A 23,887-nucleotide genomic window follows, 5' to 3' on the forward strand; every position below is an offset into this window, starting at 1 on the left:
CACGGGACAAGTGAGGCCAATGGCCGACTTCTATCCGATCCTGTCGCGTGCCGTCGCCGGGCTGTCCGACAACACCCCCGAGGCGCGACGTGCGCTTTACGAGCGGGCGAAGACGGCGCTCGTCAATCAGTTGCGTGGGCTCGATCCGCCTCTCGGCGAAGCCGAGATCATGCGCGAGCGCCTTGCTCTCGACGAGGCGATGGCCCGCATCGAGGCCGATCACGACGAAACCGCGACGCCGGCCCCTGCGGCACGCGGACCGGTCATCCGGCCGGTCGAACCCGTCGCCACACCGGCATCCGCCTTCTCTCTTCCCGAGCCGCGCCGGCAGCCTGAATTCGCGCCGCTCCCCGCAGCGGGGCCGGCCGACGACCTGCCCCTGCCGGAGCCGGCCGAGCCGCAGCCGGTCAGGCCGCGGATCATGCCGCCGCGCGAATCCCGCGTGAAGCCCGGCCATATCCGAACCGTGGTGGTCGGCGTCGTCGTCGCGATCGCGGTCGCCGCGATTGCCGCGACCGCGATCTATGTCCACCGGCTGCGGCCGCAGGAGGCCCAGCGTCAGAGCGCGCAGACCGCGACCCAGAACCAGCCTGCCCAGCCCGAGGGCAACGGCAAGATCGGCGACCGTTTCGGCGAGCAGGCCGGCTCCGGCCAAAGCCGTGCGACGGGCGGCAGCGCGCCCGGCACGCCGGTGCCGCAGCCCGGCGGCGAGATCGCTGTCGCGCAGCGCGCCATCCTCTACGTCGAATCGCCCGAGAACCCGCAGCAACCGCAGACCATCCAGGGCCGTGTCTTCTGGCGGCTCGACAGCGAGAGCGCGGGCGAGGGTCGTCCGGTCGAGACCATCGTGCGGGCCAGCGTCGAGATTCCCGAATTTCGCCTGAACCTCGATTTCACCATCCGGCGCAACACCGACTCCGCCTTCCCCGCCTCGCATATCATCGGCATGCGCTTCACCAGCACGGGCGATCCGACGACACAGAGCGTCAAGGAGGTCGGCGTGCCGCAGTTCAAGACCGAGGAGGGCGAGCGCGGCGCGCCGCTTTCGGCGATCAATTCGGCGCTTGGCGACGGGCTGTTCGTGGCTGCGATGTCGAACGTCCCGATCGAGGTCGAGCGTAACACCGACCTGATCCTGAACCGCAGCTGGATCGACATCCCAGTCCTGCTGACCTCCGGGCGGCGCGGGATCATCACCTTCGAAAAGGGTGTCTCCGGCAGCCAGACGCTCGCCGACGCCTTCGGGCGCTGGCAGCAATAGGTCGCGCCGCAACGCCAGGCACATCTTCTCCGGACACGCGAAGGCAGGCGCGGGGAACCCCTCTCCTAAAGGAGAGGGGCAGGGGTGAGGTGTAGGCCGCTGGACCAGCAAAGCGCAGCGACCAGCTCACGGCAACAAGGGTGAGGGCCGACCCCTCACCCTGCCCTCTCCCTTTGGGAGAGGGTTCCTCGCGCCCTTCTCTAGCTCTGCCTGCTCAGCTCCGCCTCGTCGCCGCAAATCGCGCTGCAGCCCTCAGCACATCCGCCTCCGGCCCGAAGCCCGAAAGCGCCCTGATCGCGGCCTCGCTCAGCCGGTCGCGCTCGCGCTTGGCGCCGTCGAGGCCCAGCGCGCCGATCAACGTCGCCTTGCCCTTGTCCTCGTCCTTCGCCGTGGCCTTGCCCATCTGAGCGGCGTCGGCCTCGACGTCGAGGATGTCGTCGGCGATCTGGAAGGTCGCCCCCAGCGCCCGGCCATAGGCTCCGAGCGCCGCCAGCGCCGGCCCATCCGCTCCGCCGAGGCGCGCGCCGATCTCGACGCTCGCCGCCAGCAAGGCGCCGGTCTTCATCGCCTGCAACTGCCGGATGTCAGTCTCGTTCAGCTCTTGCCGCTGCGCCTCGAACCGCCCTTCGGCGGCGAGATCGAGCATCTGCCCGCCGACCATGCCGCCGAGCCCGGAGGCTCGCGCGAGGCAGCGGACCAGCGAAACCCTGATCTCGCCGGACACATGGGTCGCAGGGTCGGCCAGCACCTCGAAAGCGAGCGTCAGCAGCGCGTCCCCGGCCAGAATCGCGGTCGCCTCGTCGAAGGCTTTGTGAACGGTCGGCCGCCCCCGACGCAAATCGTCGTCGTCCATCGCCGGCAGATCGTCATGCACCAGCGAATAGCAATGCAGCAGCTCGACGGCCGCGCCCGCCCGCAGGGCGCCGGCGTCGGAGACACCGAACAGCCGCGCTGTTTCCACCGTCAGAAACGGCCGCAGCCTCTTGCCCCCCGCCAGCGCGCCATGCCGCATCGCGGCCAGCAGACGGCCGGGCCGAGCCATCTCGCCCTCGACTGGGGCCGTGCCGAGCAACGTCTCCAGCAGGCGCTCGATCGCGGCGGCGGTCCTCGCCAGTCTGGCCTCGAGCTCGCCCTCGCGAGCTGCGGTCGGAACGGAACTCATGCGGCCTGCCTCGCGTTCGCTGCCGAGGGGCCTTGCCGGACGTCAAGCGCAGCGTCAAGTTGTCCGCTCGAATGGCCAGACGCTTCGGAGACGGCTTGAGCGTGACGGCTGAACGGCAGGAAAGACGAGTCGGCGGGAAAGCCGGGGCCGCCCGGTGAGGCGCGCTGTCGCGTGGTTCCTGCGCATCGTTGTCGGTCTGGTGCTGTTGTTCGCGCTGACCTTCGCGCTTTATGCCGTCGTGCCGGTTCCCTCGACGCTCATGCTCGGCCGCTGGCTCACCTTTCGGCCGGTGGAGCGGCAATGGGTGCCCTTGAGCGAGATCTCGCCCAACCTGACACGGGCTGTCATCGCCTCCGAGGACCAGCGCTATTGCAGCCATGACGGCGTCGACTGGATCGAGCTCAACGCGGTCATGGACGACGAAGACGGGCCAAGCCGCGGCGCCTCGACCTTGACCATGCAGACCGCGAAGAACGTCTTCCTCTGGCCCGGCCGCTCCTATCTTCGCAAGGGGCTGGAAATCCCGCTGGCGATGGCGATCGACCTCGCCTGGGGCAAGCGGCGCGTTATCGAAATCTATCTCAACGTCGCCGAATGGGGCGAGGGCCTCTATGGCGCGGAGGCTGCGGCGCAGCGCTATTTCGGCAAGCCTGCGGCCCGCCTGTCGCCGGCCGAGGCGGCGAGGCTAGCGGGCGCCCTGCCCAACCCGATCCTGCGCGACCCCGCCAAGCCCAACGGGGCGCTGCGATCGGCCACCGGCCGGGTCCAGCGCCGCGTCGGCCAGCTTGGTCCTCTCGGCGACTGCGCCATCCCCGGTTGATGGCCTTCGCCGCCAAGAAATCGGGATTCCGCACTAGCCATCCCCGGCACGAGCGTGTAAGGGCAACGCCTCAAGAGATTTAGATCCGTCGCCGTGGCGGTGGCGTGGCTTTGCAAGGCCGCGCATCCTGACGGCGGCACGATGGAGAGTGCAATGGCCGTTCCGAAGAAGAAGACGTCGCCGTCCAAGCGCGGCATGCGCCGCTCGGCCGACGCGCTGAAGCAGCCCACCTATATCGAAGACAAGAACTCCGGCGAACTGCGCCGCCCGCACCATGTCGACATGAAGAGCGGCATGTATCGCGGCCGCCAGGTGCTGAAAGTCAAGGCCGAGGCCTGATCCACCGCAGGCCTTTAGGCCAGATGGCGATCGTTATGACAAAACCGGCCTCGCGGCCGGTTTTTCTTTGCCGATTCGATGGAGCGCTCCGACCTGAGCCGCCCCTCAGCGGCGGCCGGTCGTCCCGGTCCAGCGCATCAACCGCGCGGTCGCACGGTAGCGCGAAACGGCGGTTTGCGGGGTCTCCAGGCCTCGCCGTGCGAAACTGCCGATGCCCGCCTGGGCCGCAGCAGCCTGCAACAGCACGAGCGCCGGCCCGCTATCGGCACAGCGTCTCGATTCGGCGTCGTCCCTGGCCTCGGACATGTCTCACTCCGGCACAAACGCGAGATGGAGCGATCCCCGGTGCAAACGGCTCGCCAAGTTAACGAGACGTTAAGCAAAATGATCCCACTCTCGCAAACCCCCCGAACATGGGCAGTGCGGGATGCGCCAGAACCGGCGCCACACGAGCTGTCTGACTGAGGCTGCTCGCGATGCCCTCCCCGTCGCTCTTCTCCTTCCGGAACGGCAGCACGCTGGACCCCCGCGGGCTGCTGTCCTCAATCGGAGAGGTCGTCTACTCCTGGGACATCCAGCAGGACGCCCTGAGCTGGGGCCCCAATGCCACGACGGTGCTCGGCCGCCTGCCCGAAAAGGCGATGCAGCGCGGCATCGGCTTTGCGGCTCTCGTGGAACCCGGCAGCGGCCCCAGCCGCTACGATGCGATCTTCGGTTCGAGCGAGCACGACCAGGGCGAGGGCGTGATCTACCGCACGCGCTATGCCGTCGATCTCGCCGGCCGCAAGATGTGGGCGGAGGATACCGGACGCTGGTTCGCCGGCAGCGACGGCCGGCCTTCCTGCGCGCGCGGCGTGCTGCGCCTCGAGCGCGCGGCCCGTGCCGAGGAGCTGAACGTCTCCGGCCCCGACCTCTGCGACCGCCCGGCCTTGGTCGACCAGATCCACGCGACCCTGCAGGACCATCTGCCGCAGGAGCGTCCGGTCGTCGTGCTGGTCGCCGCGATCGACGAACTGGCCCGCCTGAACGACGATTTCGGCCACGAGGCCACCGACGAGATCATCGGTACCGTGCATGAGCGGCTGCGGTCGGTGACGCGCCGGCGCGACCATCTCGTGCGCTATGCCGGCAACAGCTTCGCCATCCTGCTCGCCGGCTGCCCGCGCGAGCAGATCGAGGCCGCCGCCAAGCGCTTCACCAAGGTCGTCGCCGAATCGGCCATCGAGACCGGACGCGGCATCGCGCTGGTGCGGCTGCGCGTCGGCGCCGCGCTCGCGCCCGAGCTGACCAGCCATGCCGGCGAATTGCTCACGGCGGCGGAGGCCGCCCTGGCATCGGCACGGGCCGGCGCGATCGACGATGCCGTCATCGCCAAGCCGCAGCGCCGCCGGCAGGACAAGGTCGAAAACGACAATCTCGATGTCCAGGCCGTCGCGGCGCTGAACGAGCGGCGCGTGCGCCTGGCCCTACAGCCGGTTGTCCGGTCCGGCTCGCGCGAGATCGCCTTTCACGAGGCGCTGCTGCGCGTCGGCCAGCCCCAGGCCGGGCTCTACTTCGCCTCCGCCGAACTGGTCCCGCTGCTGGAGCGGCGCGGCCTGGTCCGCCTGTTCGACCACCGCGTGCTGGAACTCGCGCTTGAGCGCATGGTTGCAGACCCCGCTCTGTCCCTATCGGTCAATGTTTCGCCGCGCTCGCTCGTCGATCCCGAGTGGCTGGACGCGTTCATGGCCTGCACCGGCGCGGCCGGCAGCGCGGCGACGCGCCTCATCGTCGAGGTGACCGAGACCGCCACGATCGAGAACCCGGCCAAGGTCGCCAAGCTGCTCGGCCGCATCAAGAGCCGGGGGGCGCGCATCGCCATCGACGATTTCGGCGCGGGCCATACCTCGCTGAAGCATCTGCGCGCTTTCCCGATCGACCTGCTCAAGATCGACGGAGCCTTCACCCAGAATCTGCGCCGTTCCACCGACGACCGCTTTTATGTGCGGACGCTGATCGACCTCGCCGGCCATCTCGGTGTCGAGACCGTCGCCGAATGGGTCGACGACGAGTGGCAGGCGATGATGCTGCGCGACTGGGGTGTGACCTATCTCCAGGGCCATCTTGTCGGGCGTGCCGAACTTGATGCGCCGGTCGTCGCCGCGCCGCCGGTGGCCTTGCGCGCCGCCGGCTGAGGGCGCTTATCGCCCCGAGCCGGCTGCCGCTTATTCACTTCGGGCGGGCGATCTTGTCCAGCCGCTCGCGCATTTCGCTGAGCTCGCGCTTGAGATCGCCGATATCGTCGGCCTTGGCCGGCGGGGCAGCGCCCCCCTCCTGTTTCGCCTTTGCTGCGGCTGTCGCCGCGAAGGGGTTGAACAGGCGAAAGGCCTCGGTAAAGATCTGCATGTTGGCCTGGGTCTGCGCCTGCAAGGCGTCCATCGCCGGCACGCCAAAGGGCTGCCCGCCGAAGGCCTTGCCCATCTGCTCGCGCATCTTGGTCTGCTCCTGCGCGAAATTCTGGATCGAGAATTCGAGGTATCGCGGCACCAGCGCCTGCATGCTGTCGCCATAGAAGCGGATCAGCTGGCGCAGGAAGGCGATCGGAAGCAGGTTCTGGCCGTCCTTGGCCTCTTCGTCGAAGATGATCTGCGCCAGCACGGAGCGGGTGATGTCCTCGCCGGATTTGGCGTCATAGACGACAAAATCCTCGCCGGTGCGCACGAGGGCCGCGAGATCTTCCAGCGTGACGTAGGAGCTCGTTCCGGTGTGATAGAGCCGCCGATTGGCGTATTTCTTGATGACGGTCGGTTCTTTGTCGCTGGCCATCTTATCCTGCTCGACGTTGATCCGTCCCGTCCGGCCATGACCGATACGGTGTACGGAACGTTCTCCCCAACCAGAACGATATCCTCTCGGTGCTGCGCCGCAAGCGTTTTGAGCGTGCGGCGCAAAAACGCGCCTGAATTGCGGCAAATCGAAAATCTTAGCCTCGTCCGCCGTCGCGGGTGCGATCCAGGACCTTCCGATGGGGCAGCATGGCTGACTTGACGGGGCGGCGGAGGCCTTCGAAGGTGGCGGAGAACGGCTGGCGTCGGCGGGAGCGGCGAACGGCCAACAACAGCGAGGAACTCTCTCATGGCAGATTCAGATATCGTGATCGTCGGCGCCGCGCGCACGGCGGTCGGCGCCTTCAATGGCGCTTTCGCCAACACGCCGGCCCACGAGCTCGGCGCCGCCGCGATCAAGGAAGCGCTGAGCCGCGCCAAGGTCGACCCCGCCGATGTCGACGAACTCATCATGGGCCAGGTCCTGACTGCCGGTCAGGGCCAGAACCCCGCCCGGCAGGCCGCCATGGCCGCCGGCATCCCGCAGGAAGCTACTGCCTGGGGGCTGAACCAGCTCTGCGGCTCGGGCCTGCGCGCGGTCGCGCTCGGCCTGCAGCAGATCGCCAATGGCGATGCCGACATCATCGTCGCCGGGGGGCAGGAATCGATGTCGATGTCCCAGCACGCCGCGCATCTGCGCAACGGCACCAAGATGGGCGACACCAAGTTCATCGACACGATGATCAAGGACGGTCTTTGGGACGCCTTCCACGGCTACCACATGGGCACGACGGCCGAGAACGTCGCGACGAAGTGGCAGATCAGCCGGCAGGAGCAGGACGAGTTCGCCACCCGGTCGCAGAACAAGGCGGAGGCCGCGCAGAAGGCCGGCCGCTTCAAGGAGGAGATCGTCCCCTTCACGGTCTCGACCCGCAAGGGCGACATCATCGTCGATCAGGACGAATACCCCCGCCACGGCGCCACCACCGAGGCGATGGCCAAGCTCAAGCCCGCCTTCTCCAAGGAGGGCACCGTGACCGCCGGCAACGCCTCGGGCATCAATGACGGCGCGGCCGCGTTGGTGATCATGAGCGCCAAGGAGGCCGCCAAGCGCGGCCTGAAGCCACTGGCGACGATCAGGGGCTGGGCCACCGCCGGCGTCGATCCCGCCATCATGGGCACGGGTCCGATCCCGGCGACCCGAAAGGCGCTGGAGAAGGCCGGCTGGAAGGTCTCCGACCTCGATCTGGTCGAGGCCAACGAGGCTTTCGCGGCGCAGGCGATCGCGGTCAACAAGGACCTCGGCTGGAACACCGACATCGTCAACGTCAATGGCGGCGCCATCGCCATCGGCCACCCGATCGGCGCGTCCGGCGCCCGCGTGCTGGTGACGCTGCTGCACGAGATGGAAAAGCGCGACGCCAAGAAGGGCCTCGCCACGCTCTGCATCGGCGGCGGCATGGGCGTCGCCATGGCGCTGGAACGCGCCTGAGCGAAGCCGGCTCGCCCTGAGATCCGACGCCCCGGCTCGAACCGGGGCGTTTTCTAACCGCCAAGAAAATCTGCGAGAGGGAACCGTTATGACGAAGGTTGCACTGGTCACGGGGGGCACGCGCGGCATCGGCGCGGCGATCAGCAAGGCGTTGCAGGAGGCCGGACACAAGGTCGCCGCGAGCTATGCCGGCAACGACGAGGCGGCCGCCAAGTTCAAGGCCGAGACCGGCATCCCGGTCTTCAAATGGGATGTCGGCAACTACGACGCCTGCACTGCGGGCATCGCCAAGGTCGAGGCCGAACTGGGCCCGGTCGACATCCTTATCAACAATGCCGGCATCACCCGCGACGGCTTCTTCCACAAGATGACGAAGGAGCATTGGTCGGATGTGATCCGCACCAACCTCGATTCGCTGTTCAACATGACGCGCCCGGTGATCGAGGGCATGCGCGCCCGCAGCTTCGGCCGCATCGTGGTGATCTCCTCGATCAACGGCTCGAAAGGCCAGATGGGCCAGGTGAACTATTCCGCCGCCAAGGCCGGCGACATCGGCTTCGTCAAGGCGCTGGCGCAGGAGAACGCCAACAAGGGCATCACGGTGAACGCGATCACGCCGGGCTATATCGGCACGGACATGGTCTCCGCGATGCCGGAAGCCGCGCTCCAGCGCGTCGTCGCAGGTATCCCGGCCGGCCGCCTCGGCAAGCCCGAGGAAATCGCCCAGATGGTGGTCTGGCTCGCCTCCGAGCACGGCTCCTTCGCCACCGGCGCGACCTTCGCCATCAATGGCGGTCAATACATGCACTGAGCCCTTCGCGGCTCGACAGGCGGCTTTACCGTCATTGCGAGAAGCGAAGCGACGAAGCAATCCAGGGGCGGCAGAGCGCTACGCCCCCTGGATTGCTTCGCTTTGCTCGCAATGACGGAAGAGCCGATAAACTGCCTTCAGACCCGCTTGCCGCCGCTCGGCAGCAGGAAAGTCAGCAGCCCCAGCACCGGTAGCCAGGCGCAAAGCTTGAACACGGCGATGATGCCGATCTGATCGGCCAGCGCGCCGAGCGCTGCCGCCGCCACCCCGCCGAGCCCGAACGACAGCCCGTAGAACAACCCTCCGACGAGCCCGATACGGTGCGGCACGAGGTCGATCGCGTAGATCAGGATCGCCGAAAACGCGCTCGCCATGATGAAGCTGACGATGATACTCAGCACGCCGGTCCAGAATAGGTCGGCATAGGGCAGCATCAGCGCGAAGGGCAGCGAACCCAGGATCGATAGCCAGATCACCCGGTCCCGGCCGATCCGATCGCCGATCATGCCGCCGAGGATGACGCCGACGGCACCGACGACGAGATAGAGGAACAGCATGATTTGCGAGAGCTGCACATCGACGCCGAAACGCTCGATCAGATAGAAGGTATAGTAGGAGGTGAAGGCAGCGGTGTAGCCGTTCTTCGAGGTCAGCAGCACGATCAGCACCGCCATCGCCAGGATGATCCGCCCCTTGGGCAGGCCATGGCTGGCCACCTCCTCGATATGGCCTTTGGAGCCTGCCTGCTCGCGCCGCATCGCGGCATAGCGGGAGCCGATCCAGCCCATCAGCCCCATCGCCAGCAGCACGACTCCCGAGAACCATGACAGGCTCTCCTGCCCGCGAGGCATCACCACCGCCGCCGCCAGCAGCGGGCCGACCGCATAGCCAACATGGCCGCCGACCTGGAAAACGCCCTGCGCCAGCCCCTGCCGCCCAGCGGCGGCATGGCGCGCCATGCGCGTCGCCTCCGGATGGAACACCGCCGAGCCGAGCCCGATCAGGCCGGCCGACAGCAGGACAACTGCATAGCTGTGGGCGAAGGACAGCAGCAGAAGCCCGGCCAGTGTCGAACACATGCCGGCGACCATCGCATAAGGCCAGGGCCGCTTGTCGGTGACGAAGCCGAGCAGCGGCTGCAGCAGCGAGGACGTCACCTGAAACGCCAGCGTGATGAAGCCGATCTGCATGAAATCGAGCCGATAGGTTTCCTTGATCAGCGGATACAGCGCCGGGATCATCGACTGGACGAGGTCGTTCAGCAGATGGGCGAGGCTCAGCGCGGCCAGAACCGGCATCAAGGGGCGGCGGGCGATCGTCTGCAGCGGAATCGTGGTCATGCGCGACGCATGGGCCGCCGCCGCCCTCGGGTCAACGCCGCGACGAGCATGGCCCCCATGGCCGGAAAGCCGTGCTGCGCTGCGCAAACGGGCCACGCGGGGCCTCGCCGCTGGTCATCGCCCGAAAAGCTGGTTATCGCGACCGGACACAAACAAGAGCGACCATGACCTCCCGGACCGCGACCCTCATCGGCTTCTGTGCCATCCTGCTCTGGTCGACGCTGGCGCTTTTCACCGCGATGTCCGGTCGCGTACCGCCCTTCCAGCTCGTCGGCATGACGTTTCTGGTCGGGGGCCTGCTGATTCTGGCGATCGCGGCGGCGCGCGGACAGCTCGCACGCATCCGGCCCACGCCGGCCTCGCTCGCGCTGGGCATCTACGGACTCTTCGGCGACTCGGCGCTCTATTATGCGGCGGTGAAGACAGCGCCCGCCGCCGAGGCGAACCTGATCCATTATCTCTGGCCGTTGCTGATCGTGCTGTTCGCCGCCTTGCTGCCCGGAGCGGGGCTGAAGCTGCGCCATCTCGCTGGGGCGACGATCGGCCTGGTCGCGACGCTCCTGCTGGTCTCCGGGGGGCTCAGTGCGGGAGCGGGGCTGGCCCCCGGCCATATCTTCGCGGCACTCGGCGCCTTCGTCTGGGCGAGCTATTCGGTCGCCTCACGCCGCTTCGCCGCCGTGCCGTCCGAAAGCCTGTGCATGACGATGCTGGGCTGCGCCGTGCTGGCGTTTCTCTGTCATGCGGCGTTCGAGACGACCTTGTGGGCACCGACCGTCACCGAATGGATCGGCATCCTCGGCCTCGGCCTGGGCTCGATCGGGCTGGCCTTCGTGGTCTGGGACATCGGCATGAAGCAGGGCGATGTCGCCCTGCTCGGCGTCGCCTCCTATGCGGCGCCGGTGCTCTCGACACTGGTGCTCGTGCTCTTCGGCTACGCGCAGGCAAGCTGGCTGCTAGGGGCATCCTGCGCACTCATCGTCGTCGGAGCGCTGGTCGCGAGCGGCGGCGGAATGGTTCAAAAAAGGGCTCGGAGAACCCCTCTCCTGTAAGGAGAGGGGCAGGGGTGAGGTGTAGGCCCCTGAAACCAGAATAACACTGCCGACCGCAGCAGCGGCGAGGGCACGGCCAAAGCGTCCAGCGGCCGACCCCTCACCCTGCCCTCTCCCTCCGGGAGAGGGTTCCTCGCGCCTTCCAAGCCAGCTTGGTGGATCGGTAATCGGCAACCGACGTCCGCTCAATTCCGCCGCAGCAGCCGCTCCAGATAATCCAGCTCTTCCTGCGGCCGCAGCGGATCGCCGAGCCGCTTGCGCAGCTCTTCGAGGATGCGTCGCGCCCGTTGCGTCGCGCCCTCGTCGGCACCGGGCACCTTCACCCGCCCGTCCGACCAGTCGCGCTGGCGCTGCGGACGGCCGAGCGGGTCCTCGCTGCCGCGCTGTTGCGCCGAGGGCCGGCCGGCGGGACGCCCGTCCGGCTCGCCATAGGCCTGACCCTGGCCTTCGCCCTCGCCAGGCTGTCCCTGCATCTGCTGGGCAAGGTTCTGGCCGCCGCGCCGCAAAGCATCGAGCGCGCGGCCCTGAGCATCGAGAGCGCCTTCGCCCTGCCCTTGGCCTAGCTGGCCTTCGGCATCGCGCATCGCCTGTTCGGCCTCGTCGAGCTCGCCGCTTTGCGGCGCGCCCATGCCGCGCATCTTGCGCTGGAGGTCTTGAAGCCGTTCGCGCAAGGCCTGCTGGCGCTGCGAAAGCCCTTGCCCGCCTTGCCCCTGGCCGTTCTGGCCCTGCATGCCCTCGCCGTCTTCCCCATCCTGACCATCCTGGCCCTGGTCGCCCTGCTGACCCTGCTGACCCCGTGGACCCTGCTGCCCACGCTGGCCCGGACGCCCCTGCTGCTGGCCCGGCCGCTGGCCGCGCTGCGTCTGGCCTTGCCCCTGCCGGCGCTGCTCGTTCTGATAGGTCTGGTCGCGAAGGTTCTGCTGGTCGCGCGTCATCCGGTCGAGATCGCCGAGCGCCTGCCCCATCTCGTTTTGCCGCTGCTGCCCGGGGCGCGCCATCTGGAGATTGTTGAGCATCTGGTTGAGCTGCTCCATCAGGCGTTGCGCCTCGGCCATGTCCCCGCGCTTCGACAGCTCCTCGATGCGGTCGAGCATGTTCTGGAGATCGCGCGGCGTCACGGTGCGAAAATTCTCCGGGATGTTCGCCTGGTCCTGCTGGCCGTTCTGCTGCTGACGCATCATCTGCTCGGCGAGCTGGCGCATATAGTTGTCCATCGCCTTGCGCATCTCGTCGGTCAGCTTCTTGATGTCCTCCTCCGAGGCGCCGCGTTCCAGCGCTTGCTGAAGGTTCTCCTGCGCCTGTTTGAGCGCGCGCTCGGCATCCGACATGCTGCCATCCTCGAGCTGCAGCGCCATCGCCCACATCAGCTCGGAAACCTCGACCAGCTCGGCGTCGCTGCCGGATCTGCGCAGCCGCTCGCCCAGCATCCGCATGCCGAGATAGACGCCCTTGTCCTTCATGAAGAGATCGGGCTCGATCAGCAGCGCGTCCATGGCGAGCTGGACGAGCTTCCGGTCGTCGACGTTCATCACGAGCTTGCGCCGCTGCTCGACCAGCGCCTTGGCGAGAGGATTGGCGAAACTACGCTGCGGCAGCACGATCTCGACCGGCTCGCTGCGGCCCTCCTGCCCGGCATCGTCTTTGGCGATCAGCACCATGCGCACCTTGGCGCCGGCCCAGGGATGCGCCGAGAAATCGACCGTGCCCTTCTGCTCGTCCTCGCCGCTAGCCGAGGACGGCACGGCGAGGTTCTGTTTTGGCGGCTCGACCAGCGAGCGTCCGCCTTTCGCCTGATCGGGCCGGGTGACGTTCACTTCGACGGAGGCGATGCCGTAATCGTCCTTGGCCTTGTAGAGGATGCCGAGCCCGCCCGACTGCGCCCCGACGATCGCTTTCGGCGGCTCGACGAAGGCGATCGTCGGCGGCTGATCGGCAATCGCTGTGAGGGTCAGCGTCGTGCCGGGCGCGCCGCTGCCGGTGAGCTTCAGCGTGCCGTTGCCGGCCAGCGTGAAGCGCTTCTCCATCACCGCCTGCTGCTGCCCCGGCGCCGGCTTGACGGGCGGCACGGCTTCGCCCTTCCCGTCCCCGGCCTGCTTGTCCTCGGGCTTGATCAGGTCGAGCCGCCCGGTTGTCGCGACATCCAGGCTGCTCTTGCCGGCGACGCGCACCACGATGATCGACTTTTCCGGCGCGCTGATCTTCGAGCTCGTCAGCTTGGCGAAATCGATCAGGATCGGCGGCAGCCGCGTATAGGCGGGCGGATCGATCCAGGCATCGATCCGGGTGGAGGGCGCCGCGCCGGGCGGGCCCTGCCAGTCGAAGGCGGCGGAAAGGCGCTGCGTCGCCTCAGGCCCCGCGACGAACAGCGCGCAGATGGCGGCGAGCAACGGCACGGCTCGCAGCGCCCGCCGGTCATGCCCCGCCATACGCGGCTGGGGGCCAGCGACCTTCAACCCGGCAACCTGCCGGCTTTGGCGCTCGACATGCAGCTTCCACAGCGCTTGCGAAACCGGATCGGCCGAGCCGACCGCCAGATTGTCGTTCAATGTCGAGGCCGGGCGATGCCCACCCAGAAACGAGCGGTCGAGCCGTGCCAGCCCGTCGCGATGCGTCGGCCAAACCACCTGCGCCACCCGCCACAGGCTCAGTGCCAAGGCGGCAAGGAACAGCACGACACCTGCGATCCGCCCATACCAGGGCAGATGCGTCCACAGCCCAAACCAGGAGACGGCGACAAAGCTCAGCACGACGCCGAGCAGCAGCCACAGAAGCGGCCACAGCCGCTCGAAGCCGAGCGAGACACGCGAAGCCAGCGCGAGACGGCGCAGCCTGAGGCGGATGCCGTCGATCGTGTCGGGCGCCTTACGGCGCTCTGCCTCGCTCATGCCATCGCTCCGGGCGGCCCCCATCGTCTCAACTGATATCGCCTATGATCTCAGGCTAGCACGGGAATGTGGCGTGACCAGCCCCCGGCGGGAGCCTTTGCACGGCGCTCGACGTTTCGTGAACGCTGCCACCGTCATGCTCGGGCTTGACCCGAGTATCTTGGAAACCAGAGCCCATGCGGCACGAGATTCTCGGGTCAAGCCCGAGAATGACGCTGCAACTTACGCGAACCAACCCGGCAGCCGGTCCATGCCGATCAGCTCTTCATAGCTCTGGCGCGGTCGGGTCACGGCGTAGTCGTCGCCTTTCACCATCACCTCCGGCACCAGCAGGCGCTGGTTGTAGGTCGAGGACATCGAGGCGCCATAGGCACCCGCCGTCATGAAGGCGATGAGGTCGTGCGGCGCCAGCTTCGGCAGGCTGCGGCCGGTGGTGAAGGTGTCGCCCGATTCGCAGATCGGCCCGACCACGTCGTAGGCGACGCGGGGCGCGTCGTCCGCGCTCTCCGTCACTGGCCAGATCTCGTGATAGGCCTCGTACATCGCTGGGCGCACGAGATCGTTCATCGCCGCATCGACCACGAGGAACTGCTTCGTCGGACGCGGATTGAGGTGCAGCACTTTGGTTAGCAGGATACCGGCATTGCCGACGATCAGGCGGCCGGGCTCGAAGCCGAGTTCGACATCGAGCCCCTTCGTCACGCGCCCGACCATCTTCGCATAAGCCTCGATCAGCCCCGGTCCATGGTCGAAATGCTTGGGGATATCGTAGGGAATGCCGAGCCCGCCGCCGAGATCGAGCCGGTCGACCCGGTGCCCCTCGCCTCTGAGATCGCCGACCAGCGAAACCATCTTGGTGTAGGCCGCCTCGAAGGCGTCGGTCTCGCGGATCTGGCTGCCGATATGCACGGCCAGCCCCATGATCCGCACGCCCGGCATGTTGGCCGCACGGGCATAAAGTCGGCCGACCTCCTCGAAGGAGACGCCGAACTTGTTTTCGGAAGAGCCAGTGGTGATCTTGGCGTGGCCGCCGGCGCCGATATCCGGATTGACCCGGAACACCGCCTCCTGCCGCTTGCCGAGTTGGGCCGCGACCCTGGAGAGCAGGTCGAGCTCGCCCTCGGTCTCGATATTGACCTGATAGATCCCCGCCTCGACGGCGAAGCGCAGCTCTTGCTCGCTCTTGCCGACCCCCGAAAACACGATCTTCTCAGGCGCGATGCCAGCCGCGAGCGCCTTGCGGATTTCGCCTTCCGACACCGTATCGATGCCGGCGCCAAGCGCGCCCAGCGTCTTCAGCACGCCGAGATTGCCGTTGGCCTTCATCGCGTAGAACACATGCGCGCCGCCAGCCGGCGCGACGCCCTTCACCGCGTTGGAAAACAGCCTGTAGTGCCGCTCGATCGTGGCGCTGGAATAGACATAGACCGGCGTGCCGACCTCGGCCGCGATCCGTGCGAGATCGACGCCCTCGGCATGAAGCGAGCCGTCACGGTAGGCGAAATGGTGCATGGTTTCTTGCTCGCGTCAGCGACGGCGAAAACCGTCATTCTCGGGCGAAGCGTAGCGCAGACCCGAGAATCTCTTGCAGGAGATGCTCGGGTCGAGCCCGAGCAGGACGCCCGTCATTGGCCGGGCGTCATAGCCGCGGTTCACATCAGCGGATCGAGGATGAACGGTTTGTTCGGAACGGTGATCGCCCGATTGGCCTTGGCCGGCTTCGCCAGCACGGAAGCCGAGCCGATATCCGCCGGCTCCTGCTCCTTGGCGCCGACCTGGTCGTCGGGCAGGTCCACCGCGCCGGTGACGTTCGGGGGCGCCTCGAGCGGCCCCTTGCGCCCGCAGGCGCCGAGCGCCAGCCCGAGCAAGCCGACGACCAGCAGGGCACGGCCGAATTTCAGCGGCCTTGATTTCAAACTTGGTTGAAGCACGAAGGCGGCCCTCGGACGAAACGTGGCGGGACATTAGCGGAGGAAGGGGCGGAGAGCGAGGCTCGAAGGCGCGTTAATCTCGGGTCAATCGAGCGCACCTTCCGTCATGGTCGGCCTTGTGCCGACCATCCACGTCTTCGCCGGTCGAAGGTCATGTTCAAGACGTGGATGCTCGCCACAAGGGCGAGCATGACGCACGAAGGCTCAGGCCTTGTCCTTGGCAAGCCGCTTCAGCCAGCCCCTGGCCTGCTTGCGGACATTGGCCGGCGCCGTGCCGCCATAGCTGACCCGGCTCTTCACCGACTGGTCGACGCCGAGCACGGCAAAGACGGCCTCCGTGATGGCAGGCTCGACCGCCTGCATTTCGGCCAGCGTCAGCTTCTCCAGCCCGATCTTGCGTTCGGAGGCGATGCCGACGAGCCGGCCGGTGACGTGATGCGCATCGCGGAACGGCATTTTCAGCACCCGGACCAGCCAGTCGGCGAGGTCAGTCGCGGTGGCGTAGCCGAACCCGGCCGCCTTCTTCATCGCCTTGAGGTCGGGCTGCAGGTCGCGGATCATGCCGGTCATGGCGGCCAGGCACAGCGAGAGGGTCTGGAGGGCGTCGAAAGTGCCCTCCTTGTCCTCCTGCATATCCTTGGAATAGCTCAGCGGCAGGCCCTTCATCATCGTCAGCATCGCTTGCAGCGCCCCAAAGACGCGCCCGGCCTTGCCGCGCACCAGCTCGGCCGCGTCCGGATTGCGCTTCTGCGGCATGATCGAGGAGCCCGTCGAGAACGCATCGGAGAGCCTGACGAAGCCGAATTGCGGGGTCGCCCACAGCACGATCTCCTCGGCCAGACGCGACAGATGCATCGCGCAGATCGAGGCATCGGCCAGCGTCTCCAGCACGAAATCGCGGTCCGAGACCGAATCGAGCGAGTTCGCCGTCGGCCGGTCGAATCCCAGAGCCTTCGCCGTCATGTGCCGGTCGATCGGGAAGGAGGTACCGGCAAGCGCCGCCGCTCCCAAGGGGCATTCGTTCATCCGGGCGCGCGCATCGCGGATGCGGCCGCGATCGCGGCCGAGCATCTCGACATAGGCCAGCAGATGGTGGCCGAAGGTGACCGGCTGCGCCGATTGCAGATGGGTGAAGCCCGGCATCACCGCGCCGGCATGCAGATCCGCCTTTTCCGCCAGCGCCTGCTGGAGATCGCGCATCTGGCCGTCGATCTCGTCGAGCGTGTCGCGCACCCATAGCCGCATGTCGGTCGCGACCTGGTCGTTGCGCGAGCGGGCGGTGTGGAGGCGGCCGGCGGCGAGGCCGATCTTGTCCTTGAGGTTGGATTCGACGTTCATGTGAACGTCCTCGAGCGCGCGGGAGAAGGTAAAGCTGCCGGCCTCGATCTCGCCTTCGACCTTTTTCAGGCCTTCCGTGATCGTCGCCACATCGTCCTTGGTCAGGATGCCGGTTTCGGCCAGCATCGCCGCATGAGCCAACGAGCCGCGAATGTCCTGCCGCCAGAGCTTCTTGTCGAAGTCGATCGAGGCGTTGATCTCCTCCATGATGACGTCGGGACCTGTGGCGAAACGCCCACCCCACATGCGGTTGCTCACGGCGGTCTTTCCTGCTTTTGAGGACGCACGATGACGTCAGGAACGAAGATCGGTCTGGCCCTCGGGGTCGCAGCAGCGCTCGGCCTCGCAGGTGTGGCCGCCTTCTACTCCGTCATGGGCGATGCCGGCAACGGATCATGCAAGGCCGCGCGCCAGACGGCGGCCCGCATGGCGCCGCTGGCCAAGGGCGAGGTCGCGGCCGTCGAGATCCGCAAGGACCCGCAGCCCGCGCCTGAGCTGACCTTCAACGGGCCGGATGGCCGGCCGATGACGCTGGCCGCGCTGAAGGGCAAGACGCTGCTGGTCAATCTCTGGGCGACCTGGTGCGCGCCGTGCCTCAAGGAAATGCCGGCACTCGACGCATTGCAACGCGAGATGAGCGGGCCAGATTTCTCGGTTGTGGCCATCAACATAGACACCCGGAATCTCGACAAGCCCAAGGCCTGGCTGACCGAGAACAAGGTGGGTGCCCTGCCCTTTTACGGCGATCCCCAAGCCGTAACCTTCCAGAGCTTGCGCGCCGCGCACAAGGTCGAGGGCATGCCCGTCAGTATCATCGTCGACAAGGAAGGCTGCGAACTCGGCATCATCCAGGGCCCGGCCGATTGGGCGAGCGCGGATTCGAAAGCGCTGATGGCGGCCGCGATCGGGCGCTGACCCGTTGTCATTCCGGGGCTCGCGCAGCGAGAACCCGGAACCCACGACTGGATGAGCAACTGGACCCGCAATTGCGCTCGCCCAGTCGTGGGTTCTTGGTCCAGGCCTTCGGCCTGCCCCGGAATGACAGCACGCGATTGCCTGTCGCACCGCCCTGCGCCATATCCTCCCGCCCATGACCTACACCATCGGCCTCGCCACCACCTTCCATGACCCGGCCATCGCGATCATCGGCCCCGATGGCGAGGTGCTCTTCGCCGAGGCGACCGAGCGCTATCTGCAATACAAGCGCGCGCCGAACTGCGAGCCGGATTCGGCGCCGCGCATGGAAGCCCTGCTGAAGCGCTACATCCCGCAGGACGCCGAGGTCCGTATCGCAACAAGCTGGGGCGAGGATTTCACCGGCTTCCTCGACCAGATGGCCCGCGCCGGCTCCTTCACGCTGGAGGCGCTGCTGAAGCTTTCGCCGGAGCTAAACCGCTCGCTGGTGCCGGAGCGCACCGAGCGCGCGCTGATCGCCTCGCTGCATCTCGGCCAGCAGCGCGCCGGCATGGGCGTGCTGCTTGGGCTCGACCGCGCCTATGGCACCGCCAACGTCACAGGCCTCACGCGACATGGGCACCATCTGAGCCACGCAGCTTACGCCTGCTGGTCGTCACCCTTCACCGATGCAGCCTGCCTCGTCGTCGACGGCATGGGCGAGACAGGGGCGTCCGCCATCTTCGCGCTTGAAGGCGGCAAGCTGCGCGAGGTGAAGCGCCATCGCGGCCGGGAATCGATCGGCTTCTATTTCGGCCTCGTCACCGACCTTGCCGGCTTCGACCAGGCCAAGGGGGAGGAGTGGAAGATCATGGGGCTGGCGCCCTATGGCAAGACCGACCCGGAGCTGATGGCGCTGCTGCGCAAACTTTATACGATCGAGGGCCACAAGCTCTCCTTCGCCAAAGCCGATATCGTCAAGGCCGTGGCGGCGGAGATTTTGGCGAAGCGCCCGGCTGACGCGCTAGACCAGGGCTGGGCTGATCTGGCCCGCTGCGGGCAGGATGTCTTCGCCGAAATGATGGAAGCCTTGCTCGGAGAAGCCGCCGCGCTTGTCCCGAGCGAAAATCTCGTGCTGGCCGGCGGCTGCGCGCTGAACTCCTCGTTCAACGGCAAGATCGTCGGGCGCCACGGCTTCAAGCACGTATTCGTGCCTTCCGCCCCGGCGGATGACGGCAATGCAATCGGTGCGGCCTGGCTCAGCCATGCCGAGGCGAACCCGGACTGGCGCGCTTCGAAGGGGCCGCTCTCGCCCTATCTGGGCTCGCGCGTCTCGACCGAGCCCCTCGAACGCATGCAGCTCTGGGAAAAGCGTCTGCGCAAACTCGACCCCGACGAGGTTGCTCCGGTAACAGCCAGGCTCCTGACCGAGGGCAAGCTGATCGGCTGGGTGCAGGGCCGCGCCGAATTCGGCCCCCGCGCGCTCGGCAACCGCTCGATCATCGCCGATCCGCGCCCGACTGAGGCCAAGGACATTCTGAACGCCAAGGTCAAATACCGCGAGGCCTTCCGCCCCTTCGCGCCGTCGATCCTCGCCGAGCACGCCGCCGACTGGTTCGAGAATTACCAGGACGCGCCCTATATGGAGCGCACGCTGGTCTGGAAGGAGGCGGTGCGGAACCGCGTCCCCGCCGTCGTCCATGAGGATGCGACCGGCCGCCTCCAGAGTGTCACGGCCGAACGCAATCCGCGCTATCACGCGCTGATCCAGGCCTTCCATGAGCTGACGGGTGTGCCAGTGATCCTGAACACCTCCTTCAACATCATGGGAAAGCCGATCCTGCACACGGCCGAGGACGCGATCCTCATGTTCTACACCAGTGGCCTCGACGCGCTGGTGGTGGAGGACTGGCTACTGGTGAAGTGATCGCGATCATCAGCAGGATGCGTTGGCAAGACGCCGCTCAAGCTTCATGCTCCAGCAACTTTGAGGAGGCTTGCATGCTGCAACTGCGCCCGAACTGCGAATGCTGTGACCGCGACCTAGCGCCCGGCAGCCGCGACGCGATGATTTGCTCGTTCGAATGCACCTTCTGCGCCGATTGCGCGGAAGGCCGCTTCAAGGGTGCCTGCCCCAATTGTGGCGGCGAACTTGTCCGCAGGCCGATCCGACCCGCAGGCAAGCTCGAAAAAAACCCGCCTTCGAAAGAGCGGGTTTCGAAGCCTCACCCGGAATGCGCGGCGGCCTGAGAGAATTGGCGATGCAGCATGACGCGTGCTAGCCAGACCGGATGAATGCTTCGCAGCCGCAATTCTGGATCGTGGCAGGGCCTAATGGCGTCGGCAAGACGACCTACGCCTTTCGGCACATTCGCGCCGTGTCGGGCAGCACGCGCTTCGTCAATCTCGACGAGATCGCGCGGGGTCTCTCGCCGCTCGATCCATCGGCAGAGCAGCAGCGCGCCGCGCGCGTCGCACTCGACATGACCCGCTCGCTGATCGGGGACCGCCGCTCGTTTTCTATCGAGACGACGATGTCGGGAAAGACGCATCTGCGCACCATAGCAGCCGCGCACGACGCCGGCTTCGAGATCAACCTGCTTTTCTTCCTGACAGCCTCTCCCGAGGTTTCGCTGTCGCGTATCGCGCGGCGCGTCAGCGAAGGTGGCCATGACGTGGCAGAGGTGGATGTCCGAAGGCGCTTTGCGCGCGCCATCGACAATTTGCCGCTCTATATCGGCGCGGTCGACAGGTGGCGCGTATTCGACAACGCCACGCTGAAACCAAAAGCCGTGGCCGAAGGGCGGCGCGGCTGCGTCGCGCTCATCGAGCGCTCGCGGACGCTGCCGGACACGCTCTGGGCGGCGCTTGGGTCGCTGCCCGCATGCCCCGAAGTCTAAGCCTCAGCTCGCCTGCTTGACGGCGATGCCCTTCTCTTCGAGCAAGGTCTGCAACTCTCCTGCCTGGAACATCTCGCGGGCGATGTCGCAGCCGCCGACGAACTCGCCCTTGACGTAGAGCTGGGGGATCGTCGGCCAGTTCGAATAGCCCTTGATGCCCTCGCGGATTTCCTGGTCCTCCAGCACGTTCACGCTTTTGAACGGCACGCCGACATAGGACAGGATCTGCACGACCTGACCGGAGAAGCCGCACATCGGGAATTGCGGCGTGCCCTTCATGAAGAGCACCACGTCGGCGGACTTTACTTCGGCATCGATGCGGGCGTTGACGTCGGTCATCGTTTTATCTCCTGAAGCGGGTTCAAGGCCCGTCGGATTGTCTGGTTCTAATCTTGGGAAACGCTCGTCGTCAACGCAAGGGCGTGGAGCACGCCGCCCATGTTCCCCTGAAGCGCGGCATAGACCATCTGGTGCTGCTGCACCCGGTTTTTGCCCTTGAAGGCGGCCGAAACGACGGTCGCGGCGTAATGATCGCCATCACCTGCGAGATCCTTGATCTCGACCGTAGCGTCCGGCAGCGCGGCCTTGATCATCCGCTCGATCTCGTAGGCATCCATCGCCATCGTCTGGTCTCCTCAAGCCGCCTTACCGGCCATATAGGTCGGCAGCCAATCTTCATGGATGGTGCGGAGATCGGCTATCGCGAGGGCCGGTTCACCCGGGAGGGCAAGCGCCGCGCCGCCGGTGCGACCGAGAACGAGGGCCGGCACGCCGGCGGTCTTCGCCTCGGCGACGAGTGCATCCGACTGCGCAGCGCCAATCGTAAGGATATAACGAGCCTGGTCCTCGCCGAAGAGCACGGCGTGAGCCGGCCCGGCCGGCAGCGTCTCGATCGTCGCCCCGATGCCCTTTGCCAGCGCCATCTCGGCCAGCGCGATGGCGAGACCGCCATCCGACAGATCATGACAGGCCGTGATCCGGCCGGCCTCGATCAACCCACGCACGAAATCGCCATTGCGGCGCTCGACGGCCAGGTCGACCGGCGGCGGCGCACCCTCTTCACGGCCGCAGACCGTCGCGAGATAGGCGCTCTGGCCGAGCCAGCCGGCGGTCTCGCCGATGAGGATGATCGCCTCGCCCTCGGCCTTGAACGCGATCGTGGCGTGCTTCATCACATCGGCCATGACGCCGACGCCGCCGATGGTGGGCGTCGGCAGGATCGAAACGCCGTTGGTCTCGTTGTAAAGCGAGACATTGCCTGAGACGACGGGGAAGTCGAGCGCCCGGCAGGCCTCGCCGATGCCGCGGATGCAGCCGACGAGCTGGCCCATGACCTCAAGCTTCTCGGGGTTGCCGAAGTTGAGGTTGTCGGTGATCGCCAAGGGCTTGGCGCCCACCGCCGTCAGGCTGCGCCAGGCTTCGGCCACTGCCTGCTTACCGCCCTCGAACGGATCGGCTTCGCAATAGCGCGGCGTCACATCGGCGGTCATGGCGAGGCCCTTCGGCCCGTTCTCGATGCGGATCACCCCGGCATCGCCACCAGGCGTCACCGCCGAATTGCCGAGGATCAGCGTGTCGTACTGCTCCCAGATCCAGCGCTTGGACGACAGGTCCGGCGAGCCGATCAGCTTCTTCAGCGCCTCGGCATTGCCGCAGGGCGGTGTCACGCTTTCGGACGCGATGCGCTGGCGCTTCGGCGTCTCGACCCAGGGACGATCATATTCCGGAGCCTCGTCGCCGAGTTCCTTGATCGGCAGGTCGACCATGACCTCGCCCTTGTGCTTCACGACGAAGCGCAGCGTATCGGTGGTGTGGCCGATGACGGCGAAGTCGAGGCCCCATTTGGTGAAGATCGCCTCGGCGGCGTCTTCATGGCCTGGTTTGATCACCATGAGCATGCGCTCCTGGCTTTCAGACAGCATCATCTCATAGGCGCTCATGCCCTCCTCGCGGCAGGGCACCTTGTCGAGGTCGAGCTCGACGCCGAGATCGCCCTTGGCGCCCATCTCCACGGCCGAGCAGGTCAGGCCGGCCGCGCCCATGTCCTGGATCGCATCGACATGGCCCGCCGCCATGATCTCGAGGCAGGCTTCGAGCAGGAGCTTTTCGGCGAAGGGGTCGCCGACCTGCACGGTCGGGCGCTTCTCCTCGGATTTGTCGTCGAATTCGGCCGAAGCCATGGTCGCGCCGTGGATGCCGTCGCGGCCGGTCTTGGAGCCCAGATAGACGATCGCCTTCCCGACGCCCGACGCCTTGGCGTAGAAGATCTCATCGGCCTTGGCGATGCCGACCGCCATGGCGTTGACCAGGATGTTGCCGTCATAGCGGCTGTGGAAGCCGGTCAGCCCGCCGACATTCGGCACGCCGAAGGAATTGCCGTAGCCGCCGACGCCGGCGACCACGCCCGAGACGAGGTGGCGCGTGCGCGGATGCTCCGGCGAGCCGAAGCGCAGCGCGTCGAGCACCGCGATCGGCCGCGCGCCCATCGTGAAGACATCGCGCAAGATGCCGCCCACGCCCGTCGTCGCGCCCTGATAGGGCTCGATGAAGGACGGGTGATTGTGACTCTCCATCTTGAAGACGATGGCCGTGCCGTCGCCGATATCGATCACGCCGGCATTCTCGCCCGGCCCCTGGATCACCCAGGGCGCTTTGGTCGGCAGCGTCTTTAGATGAAGCTTGGAGGATTTGTAGGAGCAATGCTCGTTCCACATCGCCGAGACGATGCCGAGTTCGGTGATCGTCGGCTCGCGCCCGATCAGGTTCAGGAAGCGCTGATATTCGTCCGGCTTCAGGCCATGCTCGGCCACGAGCTGCGGGGTGATCTTGATGTCGTTCGGAATCACGGGCTGAAGGCTTCC

22 protein-coding genes are annotated in these 23,887 nt (G+C 66.8%); 11 read left to right on the forward strand and 11 right to left on the reverse strand.

What is annotated here, in order from left to right:
• The first annotated feature begins 19 nt into the window (after nucleotides 1-19).
• Nucleotides 20-1,261, forward strand: coding sequence for a hypothetical protein (locus tag AC1DR6_RS15535; protein ID WP_476830147.1), 1,242 nt, complete (start codon nucleotides 20-22; stop codon nucleotides 1,259-1,261).
• Between the two features lie 214 nt (nucleotides 1,262-1,475).
• Here the strand turns inward: AC1DR6_RS15535 and AC1DR6_RS15540 are convergent, their stop codons facing one another.
• Nucleotides 1,476-2,423: a polyprenyl synthetase family protein gene (locus AC1DR6_RS15540; protein ID WP_476830148.1), complete on the reverse strand. Its 948-nt coding sequence runs from the start codon at nucleotides 2,421-2,423 to the stop codon at nucleotides 1,476-1,478.
• Between the two features lie 154 nt (nucleotides 2,424-2,577).
• On the opposite strand from AC1DR6_RS15540, the gene mtgA reads away from it, so the two are divergent.
• Nucleotides 2,578-3,243, forward strand: coding sequence for a monofunctional biosynthetic peptidoglycan transglycosylase (gene mtgA / locus AC1DR6_RS15545; protein ID WP_476830149.1), 666 nt, complete (start codon nucleotides 2,578-2,580; stop codon nucleotides 3,241-3,243).
• 153 nt (nucleotides 3,244-3,396) lie between these two features.
• Nucleotides 3,397-3,582 (forward strand): 50S ribosomal protein L32, encoded by a 186-nt coding sequence (rpmF, locus tag AC1DR6_RS15550; RefSeq protein ID WP_476830150.1) that lies wholly within the window; start codon nucleotides 3,397-3,399, stop codon nucleotides 3,580-3,582.
• Nucleotides 3,583-3,687: 105 nt separating this feature from the next.
• Here rpmF and AC1DR6_RS15555 read toward each other — a convergent pair whose 3' ends face one another.
• Nucleotides 3,688-3,888 (reverse strand): hypothetical protein, encoded by a 201-nt coding sequence (locus tag AC1DR6_RS15555; protein WP_476830151.1) that lies wholly within the window; start codon nucleotides 3,886-3,888, stop codon nucleotides 3,688-3,690.
• A gap of 170 nt (nucleotides 3,889-4,058) precedes the next feature.
• Here AC1DR6_RS15555 and AC1DR6_RS15560 point away from each other — a divergent pair, with 170 nt between their 5' ends.
• Nucleotides 4,059-5,756 (forward strand): bifunctional diguanylate cyclase/phosphodiesterase, encoded by a 1,698-nt coding sequence (locus AC1DR6_RS15560; RefSeq protein WP_476830152.1) that lies wholly within the window; start codon nucleotides 4,059-4,061, stop codon nucleotides 5,754-5,756.
• A 34-nt stretch (nucleotides 5,757-5,790) separates the two neighbouring features.
• Here AC1DR6_RS15560 and phaR read toward each other — a convergent pair whose 3' ends face one another.
• Nucleotides 5,791-6,387, reverse strand: coding sequence for a polyhydroxyalkanoate synthesis repressor PhaR (gene phaR, locus AC1DR6_RS15565; RefSeq protein WP_476830153.1), 597 nt, complete (start codon nucleotides 6,385-6,387; stop codon nucleotides 5,791-5,793).
• A gap of 309 nt (nucleotides 6,388-6,696) precedes the next feature.
• Between phaR and AC1DR6_RS15570 the strand changes: the two genes are divergently transcribed.
• Together AC1DR6_RS15570 and phbB are read left to right on the forward strand one after the other, a co-directional pair.
• Nucleotides 6,697-7,878: an acetyl-CoA C-acetyltransferase gene (locus AC1DR6_RS15570; RefSeq protein WP_476830154.1), complete on the forward strand. Its 1,182-nt coding sequence runs from the start codon at nucleotides 6,697-6,699 to the stop codon at nucleotides 7,876-7,878.
• 88 nt (nucleotides 7,879-7,966) lie between these two features.
• Nucleotides 7,967-8,689 carry an acetoacetyl-CoA reductase gene (gene phbB / locus AC1DR6_RS15575; RefSeq protein ID WP_476830155.1) on the forward strand — a complete coding sequence of 241 codons (723 nt, stop codon included), beginning with the start codon at nucleotides 7,967-7,969 and terminating at the stop codon, nucleotides 8,687-8,689.
• A gap of 137 nt (nucleotides 8,690-8,826) precedes the next feature.
• Here phbB and AC1DR6_RS15580 read toward each other — a convergent pair whose 3' ends face one another.
• Nucleotides 8,827-10,029: an MFS transporter gene (locus AC1DR6_RS15580; protein WP_476830156.1), complete on the reverse strand. Its 1,203-nt coding sequence runs from the start codon at nucleotides 10,027-10,029 to the stop codon at nucleotides 8,827-8,829.
• Nucleotides 10,030-10,193: 164 nt separating this feature from the next.
• On the opposite strand from AC1DR6_RS15580, the gene yddG reads away from it, so the two are divergent.
• Nucleotides 10,194-11,078 (forward strand): aromatic amino acid exporter YddG, encoded by an 885-nt coding sequence (gene yddG, locus AC1DR6_RS15585; protein WP_476830157.1) that lies wholly within the window; start codon nucleotides 10,194-10,196, stop codon nucleotides 11,076-11,078.
• 185 nt (nucleotides 11,079-11,263) lie between these two features.
• Here yddG and AC1DR6_RS15590 read toward each other — a convergent pair whose 3' ends face one another.
• The 4 genes from AC1DR6_RS15590 to argH all read right to left on the reverse strand — a co-directional run bounded on the left by AC1DR6_RS15590 (nucleotide 11,264) and on the right by argH (nucleotide 17,490).
• Entirely contained in the window at nucleotides 11,264-13,963 is a 2,700-nt protein-coding gene (locus tag AC1DR6_RS15590; protein WP_476830158.1) for a TIGR02302 family protein, read from the reverse strand.
• 222 nt (nucleotides 13,964-14,185) lie between these two features.
• Nucleotides 14,186-15,475, reverse strand: coding sequence for a diaminopimelate decarboxylase (lysA, locus tag AC1DR6_RS15595; RefSeq protein WP_476830159.1), 1,290 nt, complete (start codon nucleotides 15,473-15,475; stop codon nucleotides 14,186-14,188).
• A gap of 140 nt (nucleotides 15,476-15,615) precedes the next feature.
• Nucleotides 15,616-15,879, reverse strand: coding sequence for an LPS translocon maturation chaperone LptM (gene lptM, locus AC1DR6_RS15600; protein WP_476830160.1), 264 nt, complete (start codon nucleotides 15,877-15,879; stop codon nucleotides 15,616-15,618).
• 219 nt (nucleotides 15,880-16,098) lie between these two features.
• Nucleotides 16,099-17,490 carry an argininosuccinate lyase gene (gene argH, locus AC1DR6_RS15605; RefSeq protein ID WP_476830161.1) on the reverse strand — a complete coding sequence of 464 codons (1,392 nt, stop codon included), beginning with the start codon at nucleotides 17,488-17,490 and terminating at the stop codon, nucleotides 16,099-16,101.
• A gap of 30 nt (nucleotides 17,491-17,520) precedes the next feature.
• Here argH and tlpA point away from each other — a divergent pair, with 30 nt between their 5' ends.
• The 4 genes from tlpA (at nucleotide 17,521) to AC1DR6_RS15625 (ending at nucleotide 21,026) form a co-directional block, all read left to right on the forward strand.
• A complete protein-coding gene (tlpA, locus tag AC1DR6_RS15610; RefSeq protein ID WP_476830162.1) occupies nucleotides 17,521-18,147 on the forward strand; it encodes a thiol:disulfide interchange protein TlpA in 627 nt (208 codons plus the stop codon).
• A gap of 175 nt (nucleotides 18,148-18,322) precedes the next feature.
• On the forward strand, nucleotides 18,323-20,053 hold the full coding sequence (locus AC1DR6_RS15615; RefSeq protein ID WP_476830163.1) for a carbamoyltransferase family protein: 1,731 nt from the start codon (nucleotides 18,323-18,325) through the stop codon (nucleotides 20,051-20,053).
• Nucleotides 20,054-20,127: 74 nt separating this feature from the next.
• Complete coding sequence (locus tag AC1DR6_RS15620) at nucleotides 20,128-20,376, forward strand: DUF1272 domain-containing protein (RefSeq protein WP_476830225.1); 249 nt, start codon at nucleotides 20,128-20,130, stop codon at nucleotides 20,374-20,376.
• Nucleotides 20,377-20,417: 41 nt separating this feature from the next.
• Nucleotides 20,418-21,026, forward strand: a complete 609-nt coding sequence (locus tag AC1DR6_RS15625; protein ID WP_476830164.1) for an ATPase — start codon at nucleotides 20,418-20,420, stop codon at nucleotides 21,024-21,026.
• Between the two features lie 3 nt (nucleotides 21,027-21,029).
• Here the strand turns inward: AC1DR6_RS15625 and grxD are convergent, their stop codons facing one another.
• Genes grxD through purL form a run of 3 tightly spaced genes read right to left on the reverse strand, consistent with a single transcriptional unit; the run spans nucleotide 21,030 to nucleotide 23,872 of the window.
• A complete protein-coding gene (gene grxD, locus AC1DR6_RS15630) occupies nucleotides 21,030-21,365 on the reverse strand; it encodes a Grx4 family monothiol glutaredoxin (RefSeq protein ID WP_476830165.1) in 336 nt (111 codons plus the stop codon).
• A 47-nt stretch (nucleotides 21,366-21,412) separates the two neighbouring features.
• Entirely contained in the window at nucleotides 21,413-21,649 is a 237-nt protein-coding gene (locus tag AC1DR6_RS15635; RefSeq protein WP_476830166.1) for a BolA family protein, read from the reverse strand.
• Nucleotides 21,650-21,661: 12 nt separating this feature from the next.
• Nucleotides 21,662-23,872, reverse strand: coding sequence for a phosphoribosylformylglycinamidine synthase subunit PurL (purL, locus tag AC1DR6_RS15640; protein WP_476830167.1), 2,211 nt, complete (start codon nucleotides 23,870-23,872; stop codon nucleotides 21,662-21,664).
• Nucleotides 23,873-23,887 lie beyond the last annotated feature (15 nt).

It is taken from the genome of Allobosea sp. P5_A5 (assembly GCF_056400625.1).

Bases quoted from the DNA above. Each gene is read 5' to 3' on its own strand.
- AC1DR6_RS15535 (WP_476830147.1), top strand. From the start codon at position 20: ATGGCCGACTTCTATCCGATCCTGTCGCGTGCCGTCGCCGGGCTGTCC.
- AC1DR6_RS15540 (WP_476830148.1), bottom strand. From the start codon at position 2,423: ATGAGTTCCGTTCCGACCGCAGCTCGCGAGGGCGAGCTCGAGGCCAGA.
- rpmF (WP_476830150.1), top strand. From the start codon at position 3,397: ATGGCCGTTCCGAAGAAGAAGACGTCGCCGTCCAAGCGCGGCATGCGC.
- AC1DR6_RS15555 (WP_476830151.1), bottom strand. From the start codon at position 3,888: ATGTCCGAGGCCAGGGACGACGCCGAATCGAGACGCTGTGCCGATAGC.
- AC1DR6_RS15560 (WP_476830152.1), top strand. From the start codon at position 4,059: ATGCCCTCCCCGTCGCTCTTCTCCTTCCGGAACGGCAGCACGCTGGAC.
- phaR (WP_476830153.1), bottom strand. From the start codon at position 6,387: ATGGCCAGCGACAAAGAACCGACCGTCATCAAGAAATACGCCAATCGG.
- AC1DR6_RS15570 (WP_476830154.1), top strand. From the start codon at position 6,697: ATGGCAGATTCAGATATCGTGATCGTCGGCGCCGCGCGCACGGCGGTC.
- phbB (WP_476830155.1), top strand. From the start codon at position 7,967: ATGACGAAGGTTGCACTGGTCACGGGGGGCACGCGCGGCATCGGCGCG.
- AC1DR6_RS15580 (WP_476830156.1), bottom strand. From the start codon at position 10,029: ATGACCACGATTCCGCTGCAGACGATCGCCCGCCGCCCCTTGATGCCG.
- yddG (WP_476830157.1), top strand. From the start codon at position 10,194: ATGACCTCCCGGACCGCGACCCTCATCGGCTTCTGTGCCATCCTGCTC.
- AC1DR6_RS15590 (WP_476830158.1), bottom strand. From the start codon at position 13,963: ATGAGCGAGGCAGAGCGCCGTAAGGCGCCCGACACGATCGACGGCATC.
- lysA (WP_476830159.1), bottom strand. From the start codon at position 15,475: ATGCACCATTTCGCCTACCGTGACGGCTCGCTTCATGCCGAGGGCGTC.
- tlpA (WP_476830162.1), top strand. From the start codon at position 17,521: ATGACGTCAGGAACGAAGATCGGTCTGGCCCTCGGGGTCGCAGCAGCG.
- AC1DR6_RS15615 (WP_476830163.1), top strand. From the start codon at position 18,323: ATGACCTACACCATCGGCCTCGCCACCACCTTCCATGACCCGGCCATC.
- AC1DR6_RS15620 (WP_476830225.1), top strand. From the start codon at position 20,128: ATGCTGCAACTGCGCCCGAACTGCGAATGCTGTGACCGCGACCTAGCG.
- AC1DR6_RS15625 (WP_476830164.1), top strand. From the start codon at position 20,418: ATGAATGCTTCGCAGCCGCAATTCTGGATCGTGGCAGGGCCTAATGGC.
- grxD (WP_476830165.1), bottom strand. From the start codon at position 21,365: ATGACCGACGTCAACGCCCGCATCGATGCCGAAGTAAAGTCCGCCGAC.
- AC1DR6_RS15635 (WP_476830166.1), bottom strand. From the start codon at position 21,649: ATGGCGATGGATGCCTACGAGATCGAGCGGATGATCAAGGCCGCGCTG.